The organism is Streptomyces sp. NPDC048417 (genome assembly GCF_040651615.1).
Lineage (GTDB): Bacteria > Actinomycetota > Actinomycetes > Streptomycetales > Streptomycetaceae > Streptomyces.
Map to the genome: position 1 here is coordinate 15,909 of NZ_JBEZKI010000018.1, position 16,570 is coordinate 32,478.

The following is a 16,570-nucleotide window of genomic DNA, read 5'->3' on the forward strand; positions in this document are numbered from 1 at the left end:
ATGGAACTGCGGCAGCTCAGCTACTTCGTCGCCGTCGCCGAGGAGCTGCACTTCGGGAGGGCCGCCGATCGGCTGCACATCGTGCAGTCCGCGGTGAGCATGCAGATACAGCGGCTCGAACGGGAGCTGGGCGCCGAGCTGTTCGACCGTTCGCCGCGCCGGGTCCGGCTCACCGGCGCGGGGGAGCGGCTGCTGCCCGAGGCACGGGCGGTGCTGGCGGCGGCCGAGAAGGCCCGGGCCGCCGTCGCCCCGCCGGCCGGCCTGCGGATCGGCACCAGCACGGGGCTCGGCGCGCACCTGGACCGGGTGCTGGCCGCGTTCGCACACCACGCGCCGGACGTGCCCGTCGAGCTGTACTCGCTGCCGGTCGCCGAACGGCTCGCCCGGGTCGCGGGCGGGCGGCTGGACGCCGCGTTCGTACGCGCCGTGGAGCCGGTGCCCGGCGTACGGGTCCATCCGCTGTGGGCCGACCCCCTGGTGGCCGCCCTCCCCGCCGGCCACCCCCTCGCCGGACGCCCGGAGATCGGCGTCGGCGAACTGGCCGGGCTGCCCCTCGCGCTCACCGAGCGCCGTAACAACCCCGCCCTGGTCGACCTGGTCGTCGGTGCCTGCCGTGACGCCGGCTTCGAGCCGGTGCCGGGACCGTCGTCCGGCTCCCTCCAGGACACCCTCGCCAGCATCGGCACCGGCCTGCTGTGGACGGTCGTGTACGCGTCCCACGCGCGCGTGCTGCGCAGCCCGAGGGTGGCCTTCGTACCGTTCCGGGCGCCCGGCCTGGCCCTGGCGACCGGCCTCGCCGTGTCCGCCGTCGCCCCGCCCCCGCACCTGGACGCCCTGCTGCTGGCCTGCGACGATCACGAACGCTGATCGCTGTGGTCGTGATCTGCTTCTTGGCCGAGGACGTACCGCGCGATGGAGTGGACCCACCGAACAGGAAGCGCACTCGGAGGAGTTCACAGATGCCGATCGTCACCATCCAGCAGGGCCCCCGCGACACCGAACTCAAGCGGGACCTCGTCAGGCGGGTCACCGACGCCTTCGTCGACGCCTACAAGATCCCCGCCGAGACCGTGCAGGTGTGGATCCACGAGGTCCCGGCGGACAGCTGGGGCGCGGCGGGCACGCTCACCGCCGACAAGTAGCCGGGCCGGGGCATGGATAGGGGGCGCTGCGGGCTGCTCGTGGTAGCCCGCAACGCCCCCTGGTCACTCACCTGAGGGATGCTCAGGAGGTCTTCTGGTTACGAGTTGACCTGTGTGGTCACCAGGTTCGAGAAGGTGGTCAGCCGGGTGTAGACACCCGGGTAACCGGCCTCCGCGCACCCCTCTCCCCAGGAAGTGATCCCTGCCAGGACGCCCCCGATGAGCAGGGGACCGCCGCTGTCGCCCTGGCAGGTGTCTACGCCGCCGGAGGTGTATCCGGCGCAAACCATGTCGGTCTGGACGAAGTCCGAACCGTAGGAGCTCTTGCAGCTGGTGTCGGACACGATCGGGACGGTCGCGGTCCGCAGCTGGTTGGAGGAGCTGCCGTTCTCCGAGGTGGTGCCCCAGCCGAGGATGCGGGCCGTGGTGCCGGCCGCGTACACGCTGGTCTGAGAGGAGCTGACGTACGACGCCGGGGTGTACGACATCGCCGTCGAGAGGGTGAGGACCGACACGTCGTCGCCATTGGTGGCGTCCGTGTAGTCCGGGTTGATCCAGATCTTGCTGACCCGGCTGACCGTGCCGTTGGTGCCGTTCAGGTTCGTACGGCCGCCGACGACGCGGACGCCGCTGGTGGTCTCGCCCTCCATACAGTGGGCGGCGGTCACCACCTTGGTGGCCGACACCAGGGTGCCGCCGCAGAACTGGCTGCCGGACGCGTCCGTGATCTGCATCATGAACGGGTACGCGGTGGTCGTGGTCGTCGTGCCGCCGACGATCGGCTGCGGGGCGGCTGACGCGGTGGGGGACGCGATCAGCGCGGTCGCTGCGGCGGCAGCCGTCGCCGCCAGGACGGCGGCGGTCTTTCTGGCGCGGTTGAGCCCGAACATGAGTCTCCTCAGTGGGGGTTGCCGGTGGGGGGTCGCGCGGGTGTGGGGGGTGCACGGGGGTCGCGGGACCGACCCCCGTATGCCCGGGCGAGCGGCACATCCATAAGCTAGAACCCGGAACCCCACCCTCCCAATGAGGGAACCCCCTAGGGGGATGGGGGAGGGAAAACCCTCGGTCCGCCTCAGTTAACCGGGAGCGCTCTCACTTCGCGCGCCGCCCTGCCGCCAAACGGACTATGTCCACGCGCGATCGGATGCCCAGCTTGCGGTAGACCCGGGTGAGCGTCGCCTCCACCGTCTTGACGCTGATGAACAGGCGGGCGGCGATCTCCCGGTTGGTGGCGCCCTCCATGACCAGCGCGGCGACCTGACGCTCCATCGCGGCCAGTCCCTCCAGGGCCGCGACCGGCTCGGCCGGCGCCCCGACCGCCGGCTCGGGCTCGGACTCGGGCGCCGAGACGGCCTCGTCCACCTGACGCAGCCACGGCAGCGCCCGGCACCGCCGGAACAGGCGGGTCGCCTCGTCGTACGCCGTGGGGGAGCGCCGCTCGCGCAGCGAGGCCAGGGCGAACGCGGCCCGGGCCTCCTCCAGGCCGTAGCCCAGTTTGGCGAACCGGTCCTGAGCCGAGGTCAGCTGGGCGACGGCCGCCTCGTGCTCCCCGCGCGCCGCCCGGACGAGCGCCTCGGCCCGGTCGAGCACGGCGAGAACACTCTCCCGGCCGAGTCTGAGGGCGTGCTCCCGGGTGATGTCGATGACGTCCTGGGCCTCGGCCGTCTCACCCACCCGGACCAGCGCCTCGGCCAGGTCGCCCTGCCAGCGGCCGCGTGCCGGGTCGGTGATGCCGAGGCTCTGTTCCAGCTCCCGCACCCGGCGCAGCGAGCGTACGGTGCCCGCCGGGTCGCCCGCCACCAACTGGGCGTATCCGAGGGCGCCCAGGGCCCGGGACAGGTACATGGTGTCGCCGTCCTGCTCGGCGTGGTCCACCGCCTCCCGGGCCAGCGCGAGACCCCGGTCCACGTCACCGCCGGAGGCCTCGGCCAGTGAGGTGAGCATCGCGGAGGCGGTCTCGCCGATCCCGCAGTCGTGGGCCAGGTGCAGGCCCTCCCGGGCCAGGTCGAGGGCCCGGCCGCAGTGCCCGGAGCGCAGCTCGGTCTCGGCGAGCCCGCGCAGGAAGTGCACCTCGCTCTCCACCTGGCCGCGCCGGCGCACCTCGCGCAGCAGCGCGGTGACCGTGGCCCGGGCGTCGGCCAGCTGGTCGCCCATCACCAGCCAGCGGAACCGGGCGCTGCCGGCCCCGTTGTGATGGCATGACACGCTCGGGTCCTGTGGCTCCTTCAGGGCGCGCTTGATGGTGGCGGGTGCGGCCGGATGGCCCATCAGGGTCTCGACCTGGGCCTGCAGGGACAGCGCGAGCAGCTCGGTGCGCCGGTCGTCGCCGCGGGCCGCGAGGTCGGCGGAGTGCGCGGCCGCCTGCCGGGCCTCGGTGAAGTCGCCCTCCACGATCAGGGCTCGCCAGGCCAGCTGGTAGTGGACCAGGCCGAGCAGCCGCGGGTCGTCGCCGGCGTCGGCGAGGGCGTGCGGGAAGGCCGCGTCGACCTCGGTCATGGTGTGGCCGGCCGAGTCGATCACCAGGATCCAGGCCCGCACCCGGTCCGCGGGCCGGGTGGCGCGGGTGAGTACCTCACGGGCGATGTCCTGGGCGAGGTCGACCTCGCCGGCGCTGATCGCGTCCTCGGCGGCCAGCAGCCGGCGCTCGTCCGGGCCGGGTCTGTTGTCACCGGGGGTGTGCCGGGCGGAGAGCAGGCCGAGCTGTGCGGCCACCGAGGGTGCTCCCCGGTCCCGGGCCTGGGTCGCGGCCTCGGCGAGCCGGGCGGCCACCTCGGGGTCGGTACCGGTGGCGGCCAGGGCCAGATGCCGGGCCCGTTCGATCGGGTCGGAGGCGGCCGTGGACAGCGCCGCGTGCGCGGCCCGGCGCTCCTGCGCGGGCGCCTCGGCGTACAGCGCGGCGGAGATGAGGGGGTGGGCGAAGCGTACGGCCGGCCCCTCCGGCTCGGTGGCCAGCAGCCCCAGTTCGGCCGCCTGGGCGCACTCGGCCTCCGCGTTCTCCCGGCCGGCCGCGTGCAGCAGGGCGTGCGTGGGCCGGGCGCCGGCGCTGGCCACCAGGAGGGTGCGGCGGGCCTCGACGGAGAGCATGTCCAGGCGGGTGAGGACCAGGGCGCGCAGCGAGGTGGGCACCGGCAGCGGCTCGCCGGGCCGGGGCGGGGTGGGGTTCTCGGCGAGGGCGCGGCCGAGTTCCAGGGCGAACAGCGGGTTGCCGCCGCTGGTGCGGTGGATCTCCCGGACCGCGGCCCGGGTCAGCGCGGCGTGGCCGCGGTGGTCGAGGAGGTCGGCGACCTGCCTGCGGGTGAGCGGGCCGAGGCGGACGGCGACGGTGTCCGGGGGTGACGCGCGTAGGTGACGGTCGTACTCCTGGCCCTCCGTGCGGACCGCGCAGAGCAGTTGGACCGGGGTGCCGCCGAGGCGGCGAGCGGCGAAGCCGAGGAGTTCGGCGCTGGCCGGATCCAGCCACTGGAGGTCGTCGGCGACGATCAGCACGGGGCCCTCGGCGGCCAGCGCGCGCAGCGCCGACAGGACCGCGAGGCGCAGGGCGAGGCCGTCGCGTTGGAGGGTGGATTCGCCGCGGCCGGTGAGTGCCGACTCCAGGGCGGTGCGCTGGGCGCCGGGCAGCCGGGGCGCGACCTCGTCGAGGACCAGCCCGAAGAGGTCGGCGAGGGCCAGGAACGGAAGATGGGATTCGGACTCGGTGGCCGAGCAGCGCAACACGGTGCGGGCGGCGCCGGCGTATTCGGCGTCCAATGCCCCCAGGACGGTCGATTTCCCTATTCCGGCGGGCCCGTGCAGGAGCACGCTGCCGCCCGAGGCGAGCTGTTCACGGGCGGCCGAGAGCAGCTCCGCCCGGCCGATGACCAGGTCGGGGCGGCATCGGGCAGGCTCCTGGAAGTCCCGTCGCACGGTCACCGCTCCCCTCGTGTGTCGTGTTCGGGCCAAATTCTAGGCAACGAACCCTGAAATCCGGCCGAACGGCATGGTGAGGGAAATAACAGCGGCCTTGCATCGGGCAATTCAAAGCGCGCATGCATGAATGGAATGGGTTCCCTCCGCTACGGCAACAACCCCGTCCGACGAGCCGCCGACACCGCCTCCCCTCGGGTGTGCGCGCCCAGTTTCCGCATCGCCGAGCGCAGGTACCCCTTGACCGTCTCGGGCCGCAGCCCGAGCCGCTCGGCCACCGCCGCGTTGGTGGCGCCGGCCGCCACCCAGGCCAGCACATCCAGCTCCCGGGGCGCCAGCGTCCCCTCGGCCGCAGGTGCCGGGGTGGCCAGCAGCCCGCAGGCGGCGAGCAGTTCGGCGCGCAGTTCGGGGTCGGAGATCCGCGGGGCCAGCGCCCGCAGGGCGGCATGCGCCTCCCGCACCTGCTCCCAGGCGCCCCCTGGATCCGTTACGGCGGCGGGCTCCGGCCGCGCGGCCGCCAGCAGGCCCCGGGCCTCGTCCCGTACGACGAGGGCCTGCTCCACGTCCCGGGCCGCCGCCACCGCCGCGCCCAGAGTGCGGTCGCCCAGCGGCTGGGCGGTGCGCAGCGCGCCGTACAGCACGCCCCGCACCCGGCGCCGTACCACCACGGGCACCGCGAGGACCGAGCGGATGCCCTCGGCCGCCACCGGGATGTCGTACTCGTGGCTGATCTGCCGGGAGACGGAGTAGTCGGTGACCGCGCACGGACGGGCCAGCATGACCGCCTTGCCGCCCAGGCCATTGCCGGAGGTGATCGCCAGCGAGCGCAGGGCGGCCGTGTTGGCGCCGGTCAGCTCGCTGATCCGGACCTGTGGCCGGTCGGCGTCGACCAGCCCGCCGAAGGCGATCGGGAGCCCGGTGGCGCGCCGGAGTCTGGCCAGCGCACCGCGTATCTCCACCGCCCCCGCGACCTCTGCTGCCACCTGTCCTGCCCCTTCGACCCCGGCCTCGTGCTGCCTGCACCCCCGTTCGGGGGTAGTGAGACCTGCATCACGGATTACACGATGCCAGAGAGCCGCCCGGCAATGGTCCGGTACCGAAGGAGACGCGTATGACGAGTGCGACGGAGGACTTCCGCAGGGCACGGGACTTCCTGCTGGAACACCGTACGGACTATGCCACCGCTTACGAGGGCTTCGCATGGCCGCGTCCGGACCACTTCAACTGGGCGCTCGACTGGTTCGACGTCATCGCCGAGGGCAATGACCGCACCGCCCTGCACATCGTCGAGGAGGACGGCACCGAGACGAAGCTGTCCTTCGCCGAGCTGTCCGAGCGCTCCGACCGGGTCGCGAACCATCTGCGGGCGCGGGGCGTCGAGCCGGAGGACCGCATCCTCGTCATGCTCGGCAACCAGGCCGAGCTGTGGGAGACCGCGCTGGCCGCGATGAAGCTGCGGGCCGTCGTCATCCCGGCCACCCCGCTGCTCGGCCCGGCCGACCTGCGCGACCGCGTCGACCGGGGCCGGGTGAAGCACGTCATCGCGCGCACCGAGGACGCCGCCAAGTTCGCCGAGGTGCCCGGGGTGTACACCCGGATCGCGGTGGGCGGGCCGGCGGAGGGCTGGGAGGCGTACGAGGACGCGTACGTGGCGTCCTCGGAGTTCCTGCCGGACGGGCCGACGCTCGCCGACGACCCGCTGATGCTCTACTTCACCTCGGGCACCACCGCCCGCCCCAAGCTGGTCGAGCACACCCACACCTCGTACCCCATCGGGCACCTGGCCACCCTGTACTGGATCGGCCTCAAGCCCGGCGACGTCCATCTGAACATCTCCTCTCCGGGCTGGGCCAAGCACGCCTGGTCGAACCTGTTCGCGCCGTGGAACGCGGAGGCGACCGTCTTCATCCACAACTACAGCCGCTTCGACGCGGGCCGCCTGATGGCCGAGATGGACCGGCACGGGGTGACCTCCTTCTGCGCTCCGCCGACGGTGTGGCGGATGCTGATCCAGGCCGACCTGACCCAGCTGCGCACCCCGCCCCGTGAGGTGGTGGCGGCCGGCGAGCCGCTCAACCCCGAGGTGATCGAGCAGGTGCGGCGGGCCTGGCACGTCACCGTCCGGGACGGGTTCGGGCAGACCGAGACGGCCGTACAGGTCTCCAACAGCCCCGGGCAGCCGCTGAAGACCGGCTCGATGGGCCGTCCGAGTCCCGGATACCGCGTCGAGCTGCTCGACCCGGTGTCGGGCGCGCCGGGGGCGGCGGAGGGCGAGATCGCCCTCGACCTGTCGGCGCGGCCGGTGGGCCTGATGACCGGGTACCACGGGGACGCGGACCGTACGGCGGAGGCGATGGCCGGCGGCTACTACCGCACCGGTGACATCGGCGCCCGGGACGAGGACGGCTACATCACCTACGTCGGCCGCGCGGACGACGTGTTCAAGGCGTCCGACTACAAGATCAGCCCGTTCGAGCTGGAGAGCGCGCTCCTCGAACACGAGGCGGTGGCCGAGGCGGCCGTCGTCCCGGCGCCGGACGAACTGCGGCTCGCCGTGCCCAAGGCGTACATCGTGCTGGCGGCGGGCTGGGAGCCGGGCCCGGACACCGCGAAGGTGCTCTTCGAGCACTCCCGTCAGGTCCTGGCGCCGTACAAGCGGGTCCGGCGGCTGGAGTTCGCGCCGCTGCCCAAGACCGTGTCCGGCAAGATCCGCCGGATCGAACTGCGTGCGGCCACGGCGGCCGGGTCCCCGGACGAGTACCGCGAGGAGGACTTCCGGTGAACACCTCGTACACACACGGCACGAGCGGGACCGTGCTGCTCGGCGACACCATCGGCGCCAACCTCGACCGGGCCGTCGCGGCCTGGCCGGACCGCGAGGCGCTCGTCGACGTGCCGTCCGGGCGGCGCTGGACGTACGCCGAATTCGCCGCGGACGTGGACCGGTTGGCGTACGCGCTGCTGGCGAGCGGGGTCGCCAAGGGTGACCGGGTGGGGATCTGGGCGATCAACTGCGCGGAGTGGGTGCTCGTCCAGTACGCCACCGCCCGGATCGGCGCGATCATGGTGAACATCAACCCGGCCTACCGCACCCATGAGGTCGAGTACGTCCTCAACCAGGCGGGGATCTCCCTGCTGTTCGCCTCCCTCAGCCACAAGAGCAGCGACTACCGGGCGATGGTCGAGGAAGTCCGGTGCGGGTGCCCGCAGTTGCGGGAGACCGTGTACATCGGCGACCCGACCTGGGACGCGCTGCTGCGGCGCGGGACCCCCGACCGGTACGAGGAGTTCCGGACACGCGGGAGTGAGCTGTCCTGCGACGACCCCATCAACATCCAGTACACGTCGGGCACGACCGGCTTTCCCAAGGGCGCCACCCTCTCCCACCACAACATCCTCAACAACGGTTACTTCGTCGGAGAGTTGATCTCCTACACCGAGCAGGACCGGATCTGCATCCCGGTGCCCTTTTATCACTGTTTTGGCATGGTTATGGGGAATTTGGCCGCCACGTCGCATGGTGCCTGCATCGTGATCCCGGCCCCGTCCTTCGACCCCGCGGCCACTCTGGAGACGGTCCAGCGGGAGCGCTGCACCTCGCTGTACGGCGTCCCGACCATGTTCATCGCGGAGCTGAACCTCCCCGGCTTCGCCTCGTACGACCTCTCCACGCTGCGCACCGGCATCATGGCGGGCTCGCCCTGCCCGGTGGAGGTGATGAAGCGGGTGGTCGCGGAGATGCACATGGCGGAGGTCTCCATCTGCTACGGCATGACCGAGACCAGCCCGGTGTCCCTCCAGACCCGTATCGACGACGACCTGGAACACCGCACCGGCACGGTCGGCCGGGTGCTGCCGCACCTGGAGGTCAAGGTCGTCGATCCGGCCACCGGGGTCACCCAACCCCGGGGCTCGGCAGGCGAGTTGTGCACCCGCGGCTACAGCGTGATGCTCGGCTACTGGAACGAGCCCGAGAAGACCGCGGAAGCCGTCGACCCCGGGCGCTGGATGCACACCGGCGACCTGGCGACGATGCGCGACGACGGGTACGTCGAGATCGTCGGCCGGATCAAGGACATGATCATCCGGGGCGGCGAGAACATCTACCCGCGTGAGATCGAGGAGTTCCTCTACGCCCACCCCAAGATCCGTGACGTCCAGGTGGTCGGGGTGCCGCACGAGAGGTACGGCGAGGAGGTCCTGGCCTGTGTCATCCCGCACGACCCGGCAGAGCCGCTCACCCTGGAGGAACTGCGGGCCTTCTGCGAGGGCCGGCTGGCCCACTACAAGGTGCCGAGCCGGATCCAGATCCTGGAGACCTTCCCCATGACGGTGTCGGGGAAGGTGCGGAAGATCGAGCTGCGGGAGAAGTACAGCACCCCGTAAGCGGCAGCGCCCCGCAGGGGCGCGGGGCTGTGTCGACATGCGGCCACCGCCGCGCGGGCGCGACCGGCCCCCAGGGGCCCGCGGACGAGTCAGCTTCCCGCGGAGCCGAGTTCGTCGGCGGGCCCGTTCATGGGCTGCGGCGTCCCCGTGAGGTCCAGCACGAAGAGCGGTATCCCGAGCGCGTCGGCCCGCTCACGCGCGTCCTCGGCGTACCCCGCGAGGGAGAAGTAGACGCATCCGGAGTCCTCCGTCATCGCCGTCAGCCACAGGCACTCCACGTCCCGCAGTGAGGCCGGCCGCACGGTCGGGTCCACCTGGGCGACCAGACCGCGCGCGGCCAGGCCGATGCCGGACGGCGGCCGCTGGTCGGCGCGGCGTATGTCCCGGTAGCCGAGCCACCGCAGATAGAGCGCGGCGGCGGTGACCGCGTCCCGGGCGGTCCGGATCGTGACCGGCTGGAAGGGCGGCCGCGGCTCGGGAGCCGGCGCGGGCGCGGACTCGGTCCCGGCGATCGGCACGCGCAGCACCGCCCCGCACGGGCAGCCCAGCTCCGGCCGCGGCCACTGGTCCCGGCGGCCGCAGGAGCCGCAGCTCACCGTCACCCAGTCCTCGTCCCAGGCGCGGTGCGCCACCGGCGTCGGCGCGGCCGTGTTGTCGAGGGCCGGGGTGACCGGGGCGCCGCAGGCGCAGGGGTAGGACGGCGCGCTGTAGACGTGCTCGCGCGTACAGGCCGGACAGCGCACCGGCACGCTCTCGGACATGGCCCCACCCCAGGCGTCGCGTCGCTTCTCCTCCCATGCTGCTCCTGCCGGGGCCCGGTTGTCCGTCCCTTGACGACGTTCGCCCCCGCGCCTACATTGATTTCAGATAGTAGAAGTTATTTTCCGCAATGTGGAAACCGTAAGGGATCTGCCGCGGAAGCATCCGGAAGATTTCAGATCTGGAGACGTGCTCACCGCGGGGCGCGACGGGAGCAGGCATCCGACAGCCGAAGCAGGAGTACTCGATGGCTCGAATGACCGCTGCCCGCGCGGCAGTTGAGATCCTCAAACGCGAGGGCGTCAGCGCCGCGTTCGGGGTGCCGGGCGCGGCGATCAACCCGTTCTACGCGGCGCTCAAGGCCGCCGGCGGCATCAACCACACCCTCGCCCGCCATGTCGAGGGCGCCTCGCACATGGCCGAGGGCTACACCCGGACCCACCCCGGCAACATCGGCATCTGCATCGGCACGTCCGGCCCGGCCGGCACCGACATGATCACCGGGTTGTACTCGGCCACCGGCGACTCCATTCCGATCCTCTGCATCACCGGCCAGGCGCCGACCGCGGTGATCCACAAGGAGGACTTCCAGGCCGTCGACATCGCCTCGATCGCGGGGCCGGTGACGAAGATGGCGGTCACCGTGCTGGAGGCGGCCCAGGTCCCCGGCGTCTTCCAGCAGGCCTTCCACCTGATGCGCTCCGGCCGCCCCGGCCCGGTCCTGATCGACCTGCCGATCGACGTCCAGCTCACCGAGATCGAGTTCGACCCGGAGACCTACGAGCCGCTCCCGGTCTACAAGCCGGCCGCGACCCGTGCCCAGATCGAGAAGGCGATCGGTCTGCTGAACGCGTCCGAACGGCCGCTGATCGTCGCGGGCGGCGGGGTCATCAACGCGGATGCCGCCGAACTGCTGCTGGAATTCGCGGAGTTGACGGGAACCCCGGTCGTGCCCACTCTCATGGGCTGGGGCGTGCTTCCGGACGACCACGAGCTGAACGCCGGCATGGTCGGCCTGCAGACCTCGCACCGCTACGGCAACGCGACCTTCCTGGAGTCCGACTTCGTCCTCGGCATCGGCAACCGCTGGGCCAACCGCCACACCGGCAACCTGGACGTCTACACGGCCGGCCGGAAGTTCGTGCACGTCGACATCGAGCCGACCCAGATCGGCAGGATCTTCGCCCCCGACTACGGCATCGCCTCCGACGCGAAGGCCGCTCTGGAGCTCTTCGTCGAGGTGGCAAGGGAGGCGAAGGCGGCGGGCAGGCTGCCCGACCGGAGTGAGTGGGCCGCCGCGGCCCAGGAGAAGAAGGCGACCCTCCAGCGCCGTACCCACTTCGACGACATCCCGATCAAGCCGCAGCGCGTCTACGAGGAGATGAACAAGGTCTTCGGCCCGGAGACCCGGTACGTCTCCACGATCGGCCTCTCGCAGATCGCCGGTGCCCAGATGCTGCACGTCTTCAGGCCGCGGCACTGGATCAACTGCGGGCAGGCGGGCCCCCTCGGCTGGACGATCCCCGCCGCGCTGGGCGTGGCCAAGGCCGACCCGGAGGCCTCCGTCGTCGCCCTCTCCGGCGACTACGACTTCCAGTTCATGCTGGAGGAGCTGGCGGTCGGCGCGCAGCACAAGATCCCGTACGTCCACGTCCTCGTCAACAACTCCTACCTGGGCCTGATCCGTCAGGCGCAGCGGGCGTTCGACATCGACTTCCAGGTCAACCTGGAGTTCGAGAACATCAACTCGCCGGAACTCGGCGTCTACGGCGTCGACCATGTGAAGGTCGTCGAGGGCCTGGGCTGCAAGGCGATCCGGGTGACCGACCCGAACGAGCTGGGCGCGGCCTTCGAGCAGGCCAAGAAGCTGGCGCAGGAGCACCAGGTGCCGGTGGTGGTGGAGGCGATCCTGGAGCGGGTCACCAACATCTCGATGTCCACGACCAACGACATCGGCAACGTCGTCGAGTTCGAGGAGATCGCGACCGAACCGGGCCATGCGCCGACGTCCATCAGGACGCTGAAGGTCTGAGCCGCCGCACAACAGCTGGAGCACGACAACCGGGGCACAACAAAGCGGGCGGTCCATCCCGAGGGATGGGCCGCCCGCTTCGCGCTGTGGGTGACACGGGGCCCGCCGCCCCCGTGCCGGCGAGCTCCGTGTGCAGTGAATATGCCCCCCGGCTGGGGCGGTTGAAGCATCCTGAACAAAATTCAGAGCTTGATTTGAGGATTCGCCATCCGCTTTACCTGGGTTCAGGGGCTTTCGGGATGCTCGGTGAGCCCCGGCCAGTCGTCCGGTCCGCCGCCCTGCCACTCGATGAGGTCGCTCTCCTCGACCTCGATCCGGTCCAGATCGGCCATCCGCAGGATCTCGACCACGTCGTCGAGATGCGAGGCGATCCCCAGGGTCACCGCCCCCTCGGTGACCCGTCGGGAGCCGTCCAGGGCGGGAGCGTGCACGACGATATGAGGGAACTCCGTCGGTGGGTGCGCTGTCATGCCTTCAGCGTGCTGCGGCCGGGGCGGATGCGCACGCCGAAGCGCCGGAGCGAAGGACGCGGACGGTTCCGCATCCGGCGCTCCGGCGCTCGGGGGCTTCATCGGGTGTGGCCGTCCGACGGCGCGAGGCTGGGCGCGACAGATCGTTCGCGCCGCCGGACGGGGTCCGCAACGGCTGGGACCGCGGCGGGTGCGACGGAGCCGGGGCGCGCTTCCCTCTGGTCGAGAAGGGCGCTCGGTTCCTTCACCACCGCACTGGCTCGCACGCCGCCGCGGTCCTTGCCACGCCCGCGCACCTCCGGCCGGCCACCCCTCATCCGGGCCGTCCGGCTGTGCGCGGGCCGTCTGTGTCAGTCCTCGCGCAGGGCGTGGACCGCCTCCGCCACGCGCTTGCCGTACTCCGGGTCGGCGGCGTGGAAGTGGGCCAGGTTCTTCTCGATCACGTCGTCGCGGGAGACCTGCGAGAGGCCGCCGGCGATGTTGGCGACCAGACGCCGCTTCTCCTCCTCGGACATCAGCCGGTACAGCTCGCCTGCCTGGGAGAAGTCGTCGTCCTTGGTGTGCGGCAGGGCCTCGTGGGTGCCGGTGTGACCGGTGACGGCCGGCGGGGCCGCCAGCGGACGGCCGGTCTCCACCGGGCCGTCGTACGAGTTCGGCTCGTAGTTCTTGGCGTGCCGGCCCTGCGGGTTGGCGGCCATGAGGCCGTCCCGGCCGTAGTTCTGCGCGGTCGTCGCCTTAGGCGCGTTGACGGCCAGCAGGGTGTGGTTGACGCCCAGCCGGTAGCGGTGCGCGTCCGCGTAGGCGAAGAGGCGGCCCTGGAGCATCTTGTCGGGGGAGGGGCCGATGCCCGGCACGAAGTTGTTCGGGGCGAAGGCGGCCTGCTCGACCTCGGCGAAGACGTTGTCCGGGTTGCGGTCCAGGACCAGGCGGCCGACCCGCTGGAGCGGGTAGTCCCGGTGCGGCCAGACCTTGGTCAGGTCGAAGGGGTTGAAGCGGTACTCCGCCGCCTCGGCCGCGGGCATGATCTGGACGTGGAGGGTCCAGGACGGGTTGACGCCCCGCTCGATCGCCTGGAGCAGGTCCGTCTGGTGCGAGTGGGGGTCCTTGCCCGCGAGTTCCGCCGCCTGCTCACCGCTGAGGCTGCGCACGCCCTGGTTGGTCTTGAAGTGGTACTTGACGAAGAAGGCCGCGCCCTCGGCGTTCGTCCACTGGTAGGTGTGCGAGCCGTAGCCGTTCATGTGGCGGTACGACGCCGGGATGCCGCGGTCGCCCATCAGCCAGGTCACCTGGTGCGTGGCCTCGGGGGAGTGCGCCCAGAAGTCCCAGACGTTGTCCGGCTCCTGACGGCCCGTGAAGGGGTCGCGCTTCTGCGCGTGGATGAAGTCCGGGAACTTGATGGGGTCCTTGATGAAGAACACCGGGGTGTTGTTCCCGACGAGGTCGTAATTGCCCTCTTCCGTATAGAACTTGACGGCGAAACCGCGCGGGTCGCGGACGGCGTCGGCGCCGCCGAGGGAGTCCGCGACCGTCGAGAAGCGCAGGAAGACCTCGGTGCGCCTGCCGACCGTGCTCAGGAAGTCGGCGTGGGTGAAGCCGGTGACGTCGTCGGTCACCTCGAAGTAGCCGTACGCGCCGCTGCCGCGGGCGTGCACCACTCTCCCCCACTGCCTTAAGGGTGTGGGAGGTGCCCCCACCGGGATCCGCTCGCGGTTGAAGCGCGCGAGCTTCTCCAGGAGGTGCTGGTCCTGGAGGAGGAGCGGGCCGCCGACGCCGGCGGAGGCGGAGTTCTGGTTGTCGGCGACCGGGGCGCCGGACTCGGTGGTGAGCACGCGCTTCGACATCGTGGACCTTCCGTGCGGGTGTCAGCGGAAATCCATTTCCACTTTGTGGAGCCTAGGATCGGGTCGGCTGGGGCGTCAACAGTCTGTTGAATTGGTTTCCGGGCGGCGGCGCCGCCTGGGCGCGACAGGACAGTTGTCAGCGACGGCGCCGCCCGGAAGTCATGGGGGTGCGGCTCAGACCTGGGCGCCGGAGAGGCGCTCGACCGCGCGCAGCAGCGCGGAGTGGTCCAGGCCGCCGTCGCCCTGCGCGCGCAGGGAGGCGACCAGCTGGGCCACCACGGCACCCACCGGCAGGGCGGCACCGACGTTGCGGGCCGCGTCGGTCACGATGCCCATGTCCTTGTGGTGCAGGTCGATCCGGAAGCCCGGCTTGAAGTCGCGGTTCAGGAAGTTGTCCTTCTTCCGCGCCAGCACGGTCGAGCCGGCCAGGCCGCCGCCCAGCACGTCCAGCGCGGCCGTCAGGTCCACGCCGGACTTCTCCAGGAAGACCACGGCCTCGGCGCACGCCTGGATGTTCACGGCGACGATCAGCTGGTTGGCGGCCTTGACGGTCTGGCCGGAGCCGTGCGGACCGCACAGCACGATGGTCCTGCCCAGCGCCTCGAAGATCGGCTTCGCGGTGTCGAAGTCGGCCTGCTCGCCGCCGACCATGATGGACAGCACGGCCTCGATCGCCCCGGCCTCGCCGCCGGAGACCGGCGCGTCCAGGACGCGGATGCCCTTGTTCCCGGCGGCCTTCGCCAGGTCGACGGAGGTCTGCGGGGTGATGGACGACATGTCGATCAGCAGCGCGCCGGGCTTCGCGTTCTCCAGGATGCCGTCCGGGCCGTAGGCGATGGCCTCGACCTGCGGCGACGCGGGCACCATCGTGATGACCACGTCGGCGTCCCTGACGGCCTCGGCGATCGAGGAGGCCGCGGTGCCGCCGGCCGCCGCCAGCCGGTCCAGCTTGTCCTGCTCCAGGGTGAAGCCGGTGACGTCGTAGCCCGCCTTGACCAGGTTCTCGGACATGGGGGAGCCCATGATGCCGAGGCCGATCCAGGCGATCGCCGGGCGGGTCGGGTTGGAGGAATGGGTGCTCATGATGGAGGTGCCTCTCTCAACTGCCTTGCGAAGTCGGGGGGTTCAGCGGGCGTCGCGCGGGAGCCGGTCGAAGGCCTCGGCGCTCGGGCGGTCGCCCGGCTTGTACTCCAGGCCCACCCAGCCGTCGTAACCGGCCTTCCGCAGCTGGTCGAGCAGCTCCTCCAGGGGGAGCGAACCGGTGCCCGGGGCGCCGCGGCCGGGGTTGTCGGCGATCTGCACGTGGCCGGTCTTCGCCGCGTACCGCTCGATCACCGACGGCAGGTCCTCGCCGTTCATGGACAGGTGGTACAGGTCCATGAGGAAGCGCGCGTTGCCGAGTCCCGTGGCCGCGTTGACTTTGTCGACGACGCCGATGCCGGCGGGTGCGCTCACCAGCGGGTACCGGGGCGACTCGGGCCGGTTGAGGGTCTCGATCAGGAGCACCGCGCCGATCCGGTCGGCCGCGCGGGCCGCGAGTGCCAGGTTCTCCAGGGCCAGCGCGTCCTGCTCGGCCGGGTCCACGCCCTCGACGCGGTTGCCGTACAGCGCGTTGAGCGCCTTGCAGCCGAGCGACTGCGCGAAGCCGGCCGCCACGTCGATGTTGGCGCGGAACTTCGCGGACTCCGCGCCCGGGATCGACAGGGCGCCCCGGTCGGGGCCGGGCAGTTGCCCGGCGTAGAAGTTCAGGCCCGTCAGCTGTACGCCCGCGTCCTCGATCGCGCTCTTCAGCGCGTCGAGCTCGGACCGCTCGGGGGTGGGGGAGTCGACCCAGGGCCACCACAGCTCGACCGCGCCGAAGCCGGCCGCGGCGGCGGCCGCGGGGCGCTCCAGCAGCGGGAGTTCCGTGAAGAGGATCGACAGGTTGACGGTGAAGCGCTGCTCTGCGGCTGCGCTCGATCCAAAACCTGGCATGGGGGTCGGCGCTCCCTTCCGCTTGTCTGTATTTCCGTATGACGGAAGTTGGTTTCTGCTTAA

At 71.5% G+C, this 16,570-nt stretch carries 13 protein-coding genes; 5 read left to right on the plus strand and 8 right to left on the minus strand.

The window, feature by feature from the left end:
- Window positions 1–867: a LysR family transcriptional regulator gene (locus AB0D59_RS27175; RefSeq protein WP_362570400.1), complete on the plus strand. Its 867-nt coding sequence runs from the start codon at window positions 1–3 to the stop codon at window positions 865–867.
- 50 nt (window positions 868–917) lie between these two features.
- A complete protein-coding gene (gene dmpI, locus AB0D59_RS27180) occupies window positions 918–1,142 on the plus strand; it encodes a 4-oxalocrotonate tautomerase DmpI (protein WP_362570912.1) in 225 nt (74 codons plus the stop codon).
- Between the two features lie 98 nt (window positions 1,143–1,240).
- Here dmpI and AB0D59_RS27185 read toward each other — a convergent pair whose 3' ends face one another.
- The 3 genes from AB0D59_RS27185 to AB0D59_RS27195 all read right to left on the minus strand — a co-directional run bounded on the left by AB0D59_RS27185 (window position 1,241) and on the right by AB0D59_RS27195 (window position 6,028).
- On the minus strand, window positions 1,241–2,032 hold the full coding sequence (locus AB0D59_RS27185; protein WP_360475257.1) for a serine protease: 792 nt from the start codon (window positions 2,030–2,032) through the stop codon (window positions 1,241–1,243).
- 202 nt (window positions 2,033–2,234) lie between these two features.
- Entirely contained in the window at window positions 2,235–5,051 is a 2,817-nt protein-coding gene (locus AB0D59_RS27190; protein WP_362570403.1) for an AAA family ATPase, read from the minus strand.
- Between the two features lie 143 nt (window positions 5,052–5,194).
- Complete coding sequence (locus AB0D59_RS27195; protein ID WP_362570406.1) at window positions 5,195–6,028, minus strand: helix-turn-helix transcriptional regulator; 834 nt, start codon at window positions 6,026–6,028, stop codon at window positions 5,195–5,197.
- 128 nt (window positions 6,029–6,156) lie between these two features.
- Here AB0D59_RS27195 and AB0D59_RS27200 point away from each other — a divergent pair, with 128 nt between their 5' ends.
- Both AB0D59_RS27200 and AB0D59_RS27205 read left to right on the plus strand, forming a co-directional pair.
- Window positions 6,157–7,827 carry an AMP-binding protein gene (locus AB0D59_RS27200; protein ID WP_362570408.1) on the plus strand — a complete coding sequence of 557 codons (1,671 nt, stop codon included), beginning with the start codon at window positions 6,157–6,159 and terminating at the stop codon, window positions 7,825–7,827.
- The gene (locus AB0D59_RS27205; protein WP_362570411.1) at window positions 7,824–9,431 is read left to right on the plus strand and encodes an AMP-binding protein; all 1,608 of its coding nucleotides are present in this window, start codon (window positions 7,824–7,826) and stop codon (window positions 9,429–9,431) included. Before AB0D59_RS27200 ends, AB0D59_RS27205 begins: the two co-directional genes overlap by 4 nt.
- Before the next feature lie 89 nt (window positions 9,432–9,520).
- On the opposite strand, the gene AB0D59_RS27210 is transcribed toward AB0D59_RS27205, so the two are convergent.
- Window positions 9,521–10,192 (minus strand): hypothetical protein, encoded by a 672-nt coding sequence (locus AB0D59_RS27210; RefSeq protein ID WP_362570414.1) that lies wholly within the window; start codon window positions 10,190–10,192, stop codon window positions 9,521–9,523.
- A 245-nt stretch (window positions 10,193–10,437) separates the two neighbouring features.
- On the opposite strand from AB0D59_RS27210, the gene gcl reads away from it, so the two are divergent.
- Complete coding sequence (gcl, locus tag AB0D59_RS27215; RefSeq protein ID WP_362570417.1) at window positions 10,438–12,222, plus strand: glyoxylate carboligase; 1,785 nt, start codon at window positions 10,438–10,440, stop codon at window positions 12,220–12,222.
- 224 nt (window positions 12,223–12,446) lie between these two features.
- Here gcl and AB0D59_RS27220 read toward each other — a convergent pair whose 3' ends face one another.
- The 4 genes from AB0D59_RS27220 to AB0D59_RS27235 form a co-directional block, all read right to left on the minus strand.
- Complete coding sequence (locus AB0D59_RS27220) at window positions 12,447–12,692, minus strand: hypothetical protein (RefSeq protein ID WP_362570420.1); 246 nt, start codon at window positions 12,690–12,692, stop codon at window positions 12,447–12,449.
- A 350-nt stretch (window positions 12,693–13,042) separates the two neighbouring features.
- Entirely contained in the window at window positions 13,043–14,533 is a 1,491-nt protein-coding gene (locus AB0D59_RS27225; protein WP_362570423.1) for a catalase, read from the minus strand.
- Between the two features lie 174 nt (window positions 14,534–14,707).
- Window positions 14,708–15,616: a 2-hydroxy-3-oxopropionate reductase gene (locus tag AB0D59_RS27230; protein WP_362570426.1), complete on the minus strand. Its 909-nt coding sequence runs from the start codon at window positions 15,614–15,616 to the stop codon at window positions 14,708–14,710.
- A 42-nt stretch (window positions 15,617–15,658) separates the two neighbouring features.
- Window positions 15,659–16,507: a TIM barrel protein gene (locus tag AB0D59_RS27235; protein ID WP_362570429.1), complete on the minus strand. Its 849-nt coding sequence runs from the start codon at window positions 16,505–16,507 to the stop codon at window positions 15,659–15,661.
- Between the last annotated feature and the right edge of the window lie 63 nt (window positions 16,508–16,570).

Excerpts from the sequence above, each read along its gene's own strand:
- AB0D59_RS27175 (WP_362570400.1), top strand. The coding sequence starts at position 1 with ATGGAACTGCGGCAGCTCAGCTACTTCGTCGCCGTCGCCGAGGAGCTG.
- AB0D59_RS27185 (WP_360475257.1), bottom strand. The coding sequence starts at position 2,032 with ATGTTCGGGCTCAACCGCGCCAGAAAGACCGCCGCCGTCCTGGCGGCG.
- AB0D59_RS27200 (WP_362570408.1), top strand. The coding sequence starts at position 6,157 with ATGACGAGTGCGACGGAGGACTTCCGCAGGGCACGGGACTTCCTGCTG.
- AB0D59_RS27210 (WP_362570414.1), bottom strand. The coding sequence starts at position 10,192 with ATGTCCGAGAGCGTGCCGGTGCGCTGTCCGGCCTGTACGCGCGAGCAC.
- gcl (WP_362570417.1), top strand. The coding sequence starts at position 10,438 with ATGGCTCGAATGACCGCTGCCCGCGCGGCAGTTGAGATCCTCAAACGC.
- AB0D59_RS27220 (WP_362570420.1), bottom strand. The coding sequence starts at position 12,692 with ATGACAGCGCACCCACCGACGGAGTTCCCTCATATCGTCGTGCACGCT.
- AB0D59_RS27225 (WP_362570423.1), bottom strand. The coding sequence starts at position 14,533 with ATGTCGAAGCGCGTGCTCACCACCGAGTCCGGCGCCCCGGTCGCCGAC.
- AB0D59_RS27230 (WP_362570426.1), bottom strand. The coding sequence starts at position 15,616 with ATGAGCACCCATTCCTCCAACCCGACCCGCCCGGCGATCGCCTGGATC.
- AB0D59_RS27235 (WP_362570429.1), bottom strand. The coding sequence starts at position 16,507 with ATGCCAGGTTTTGGATCGAGCGCAGCCGCAGAGCAGCGCTTCACCGTC.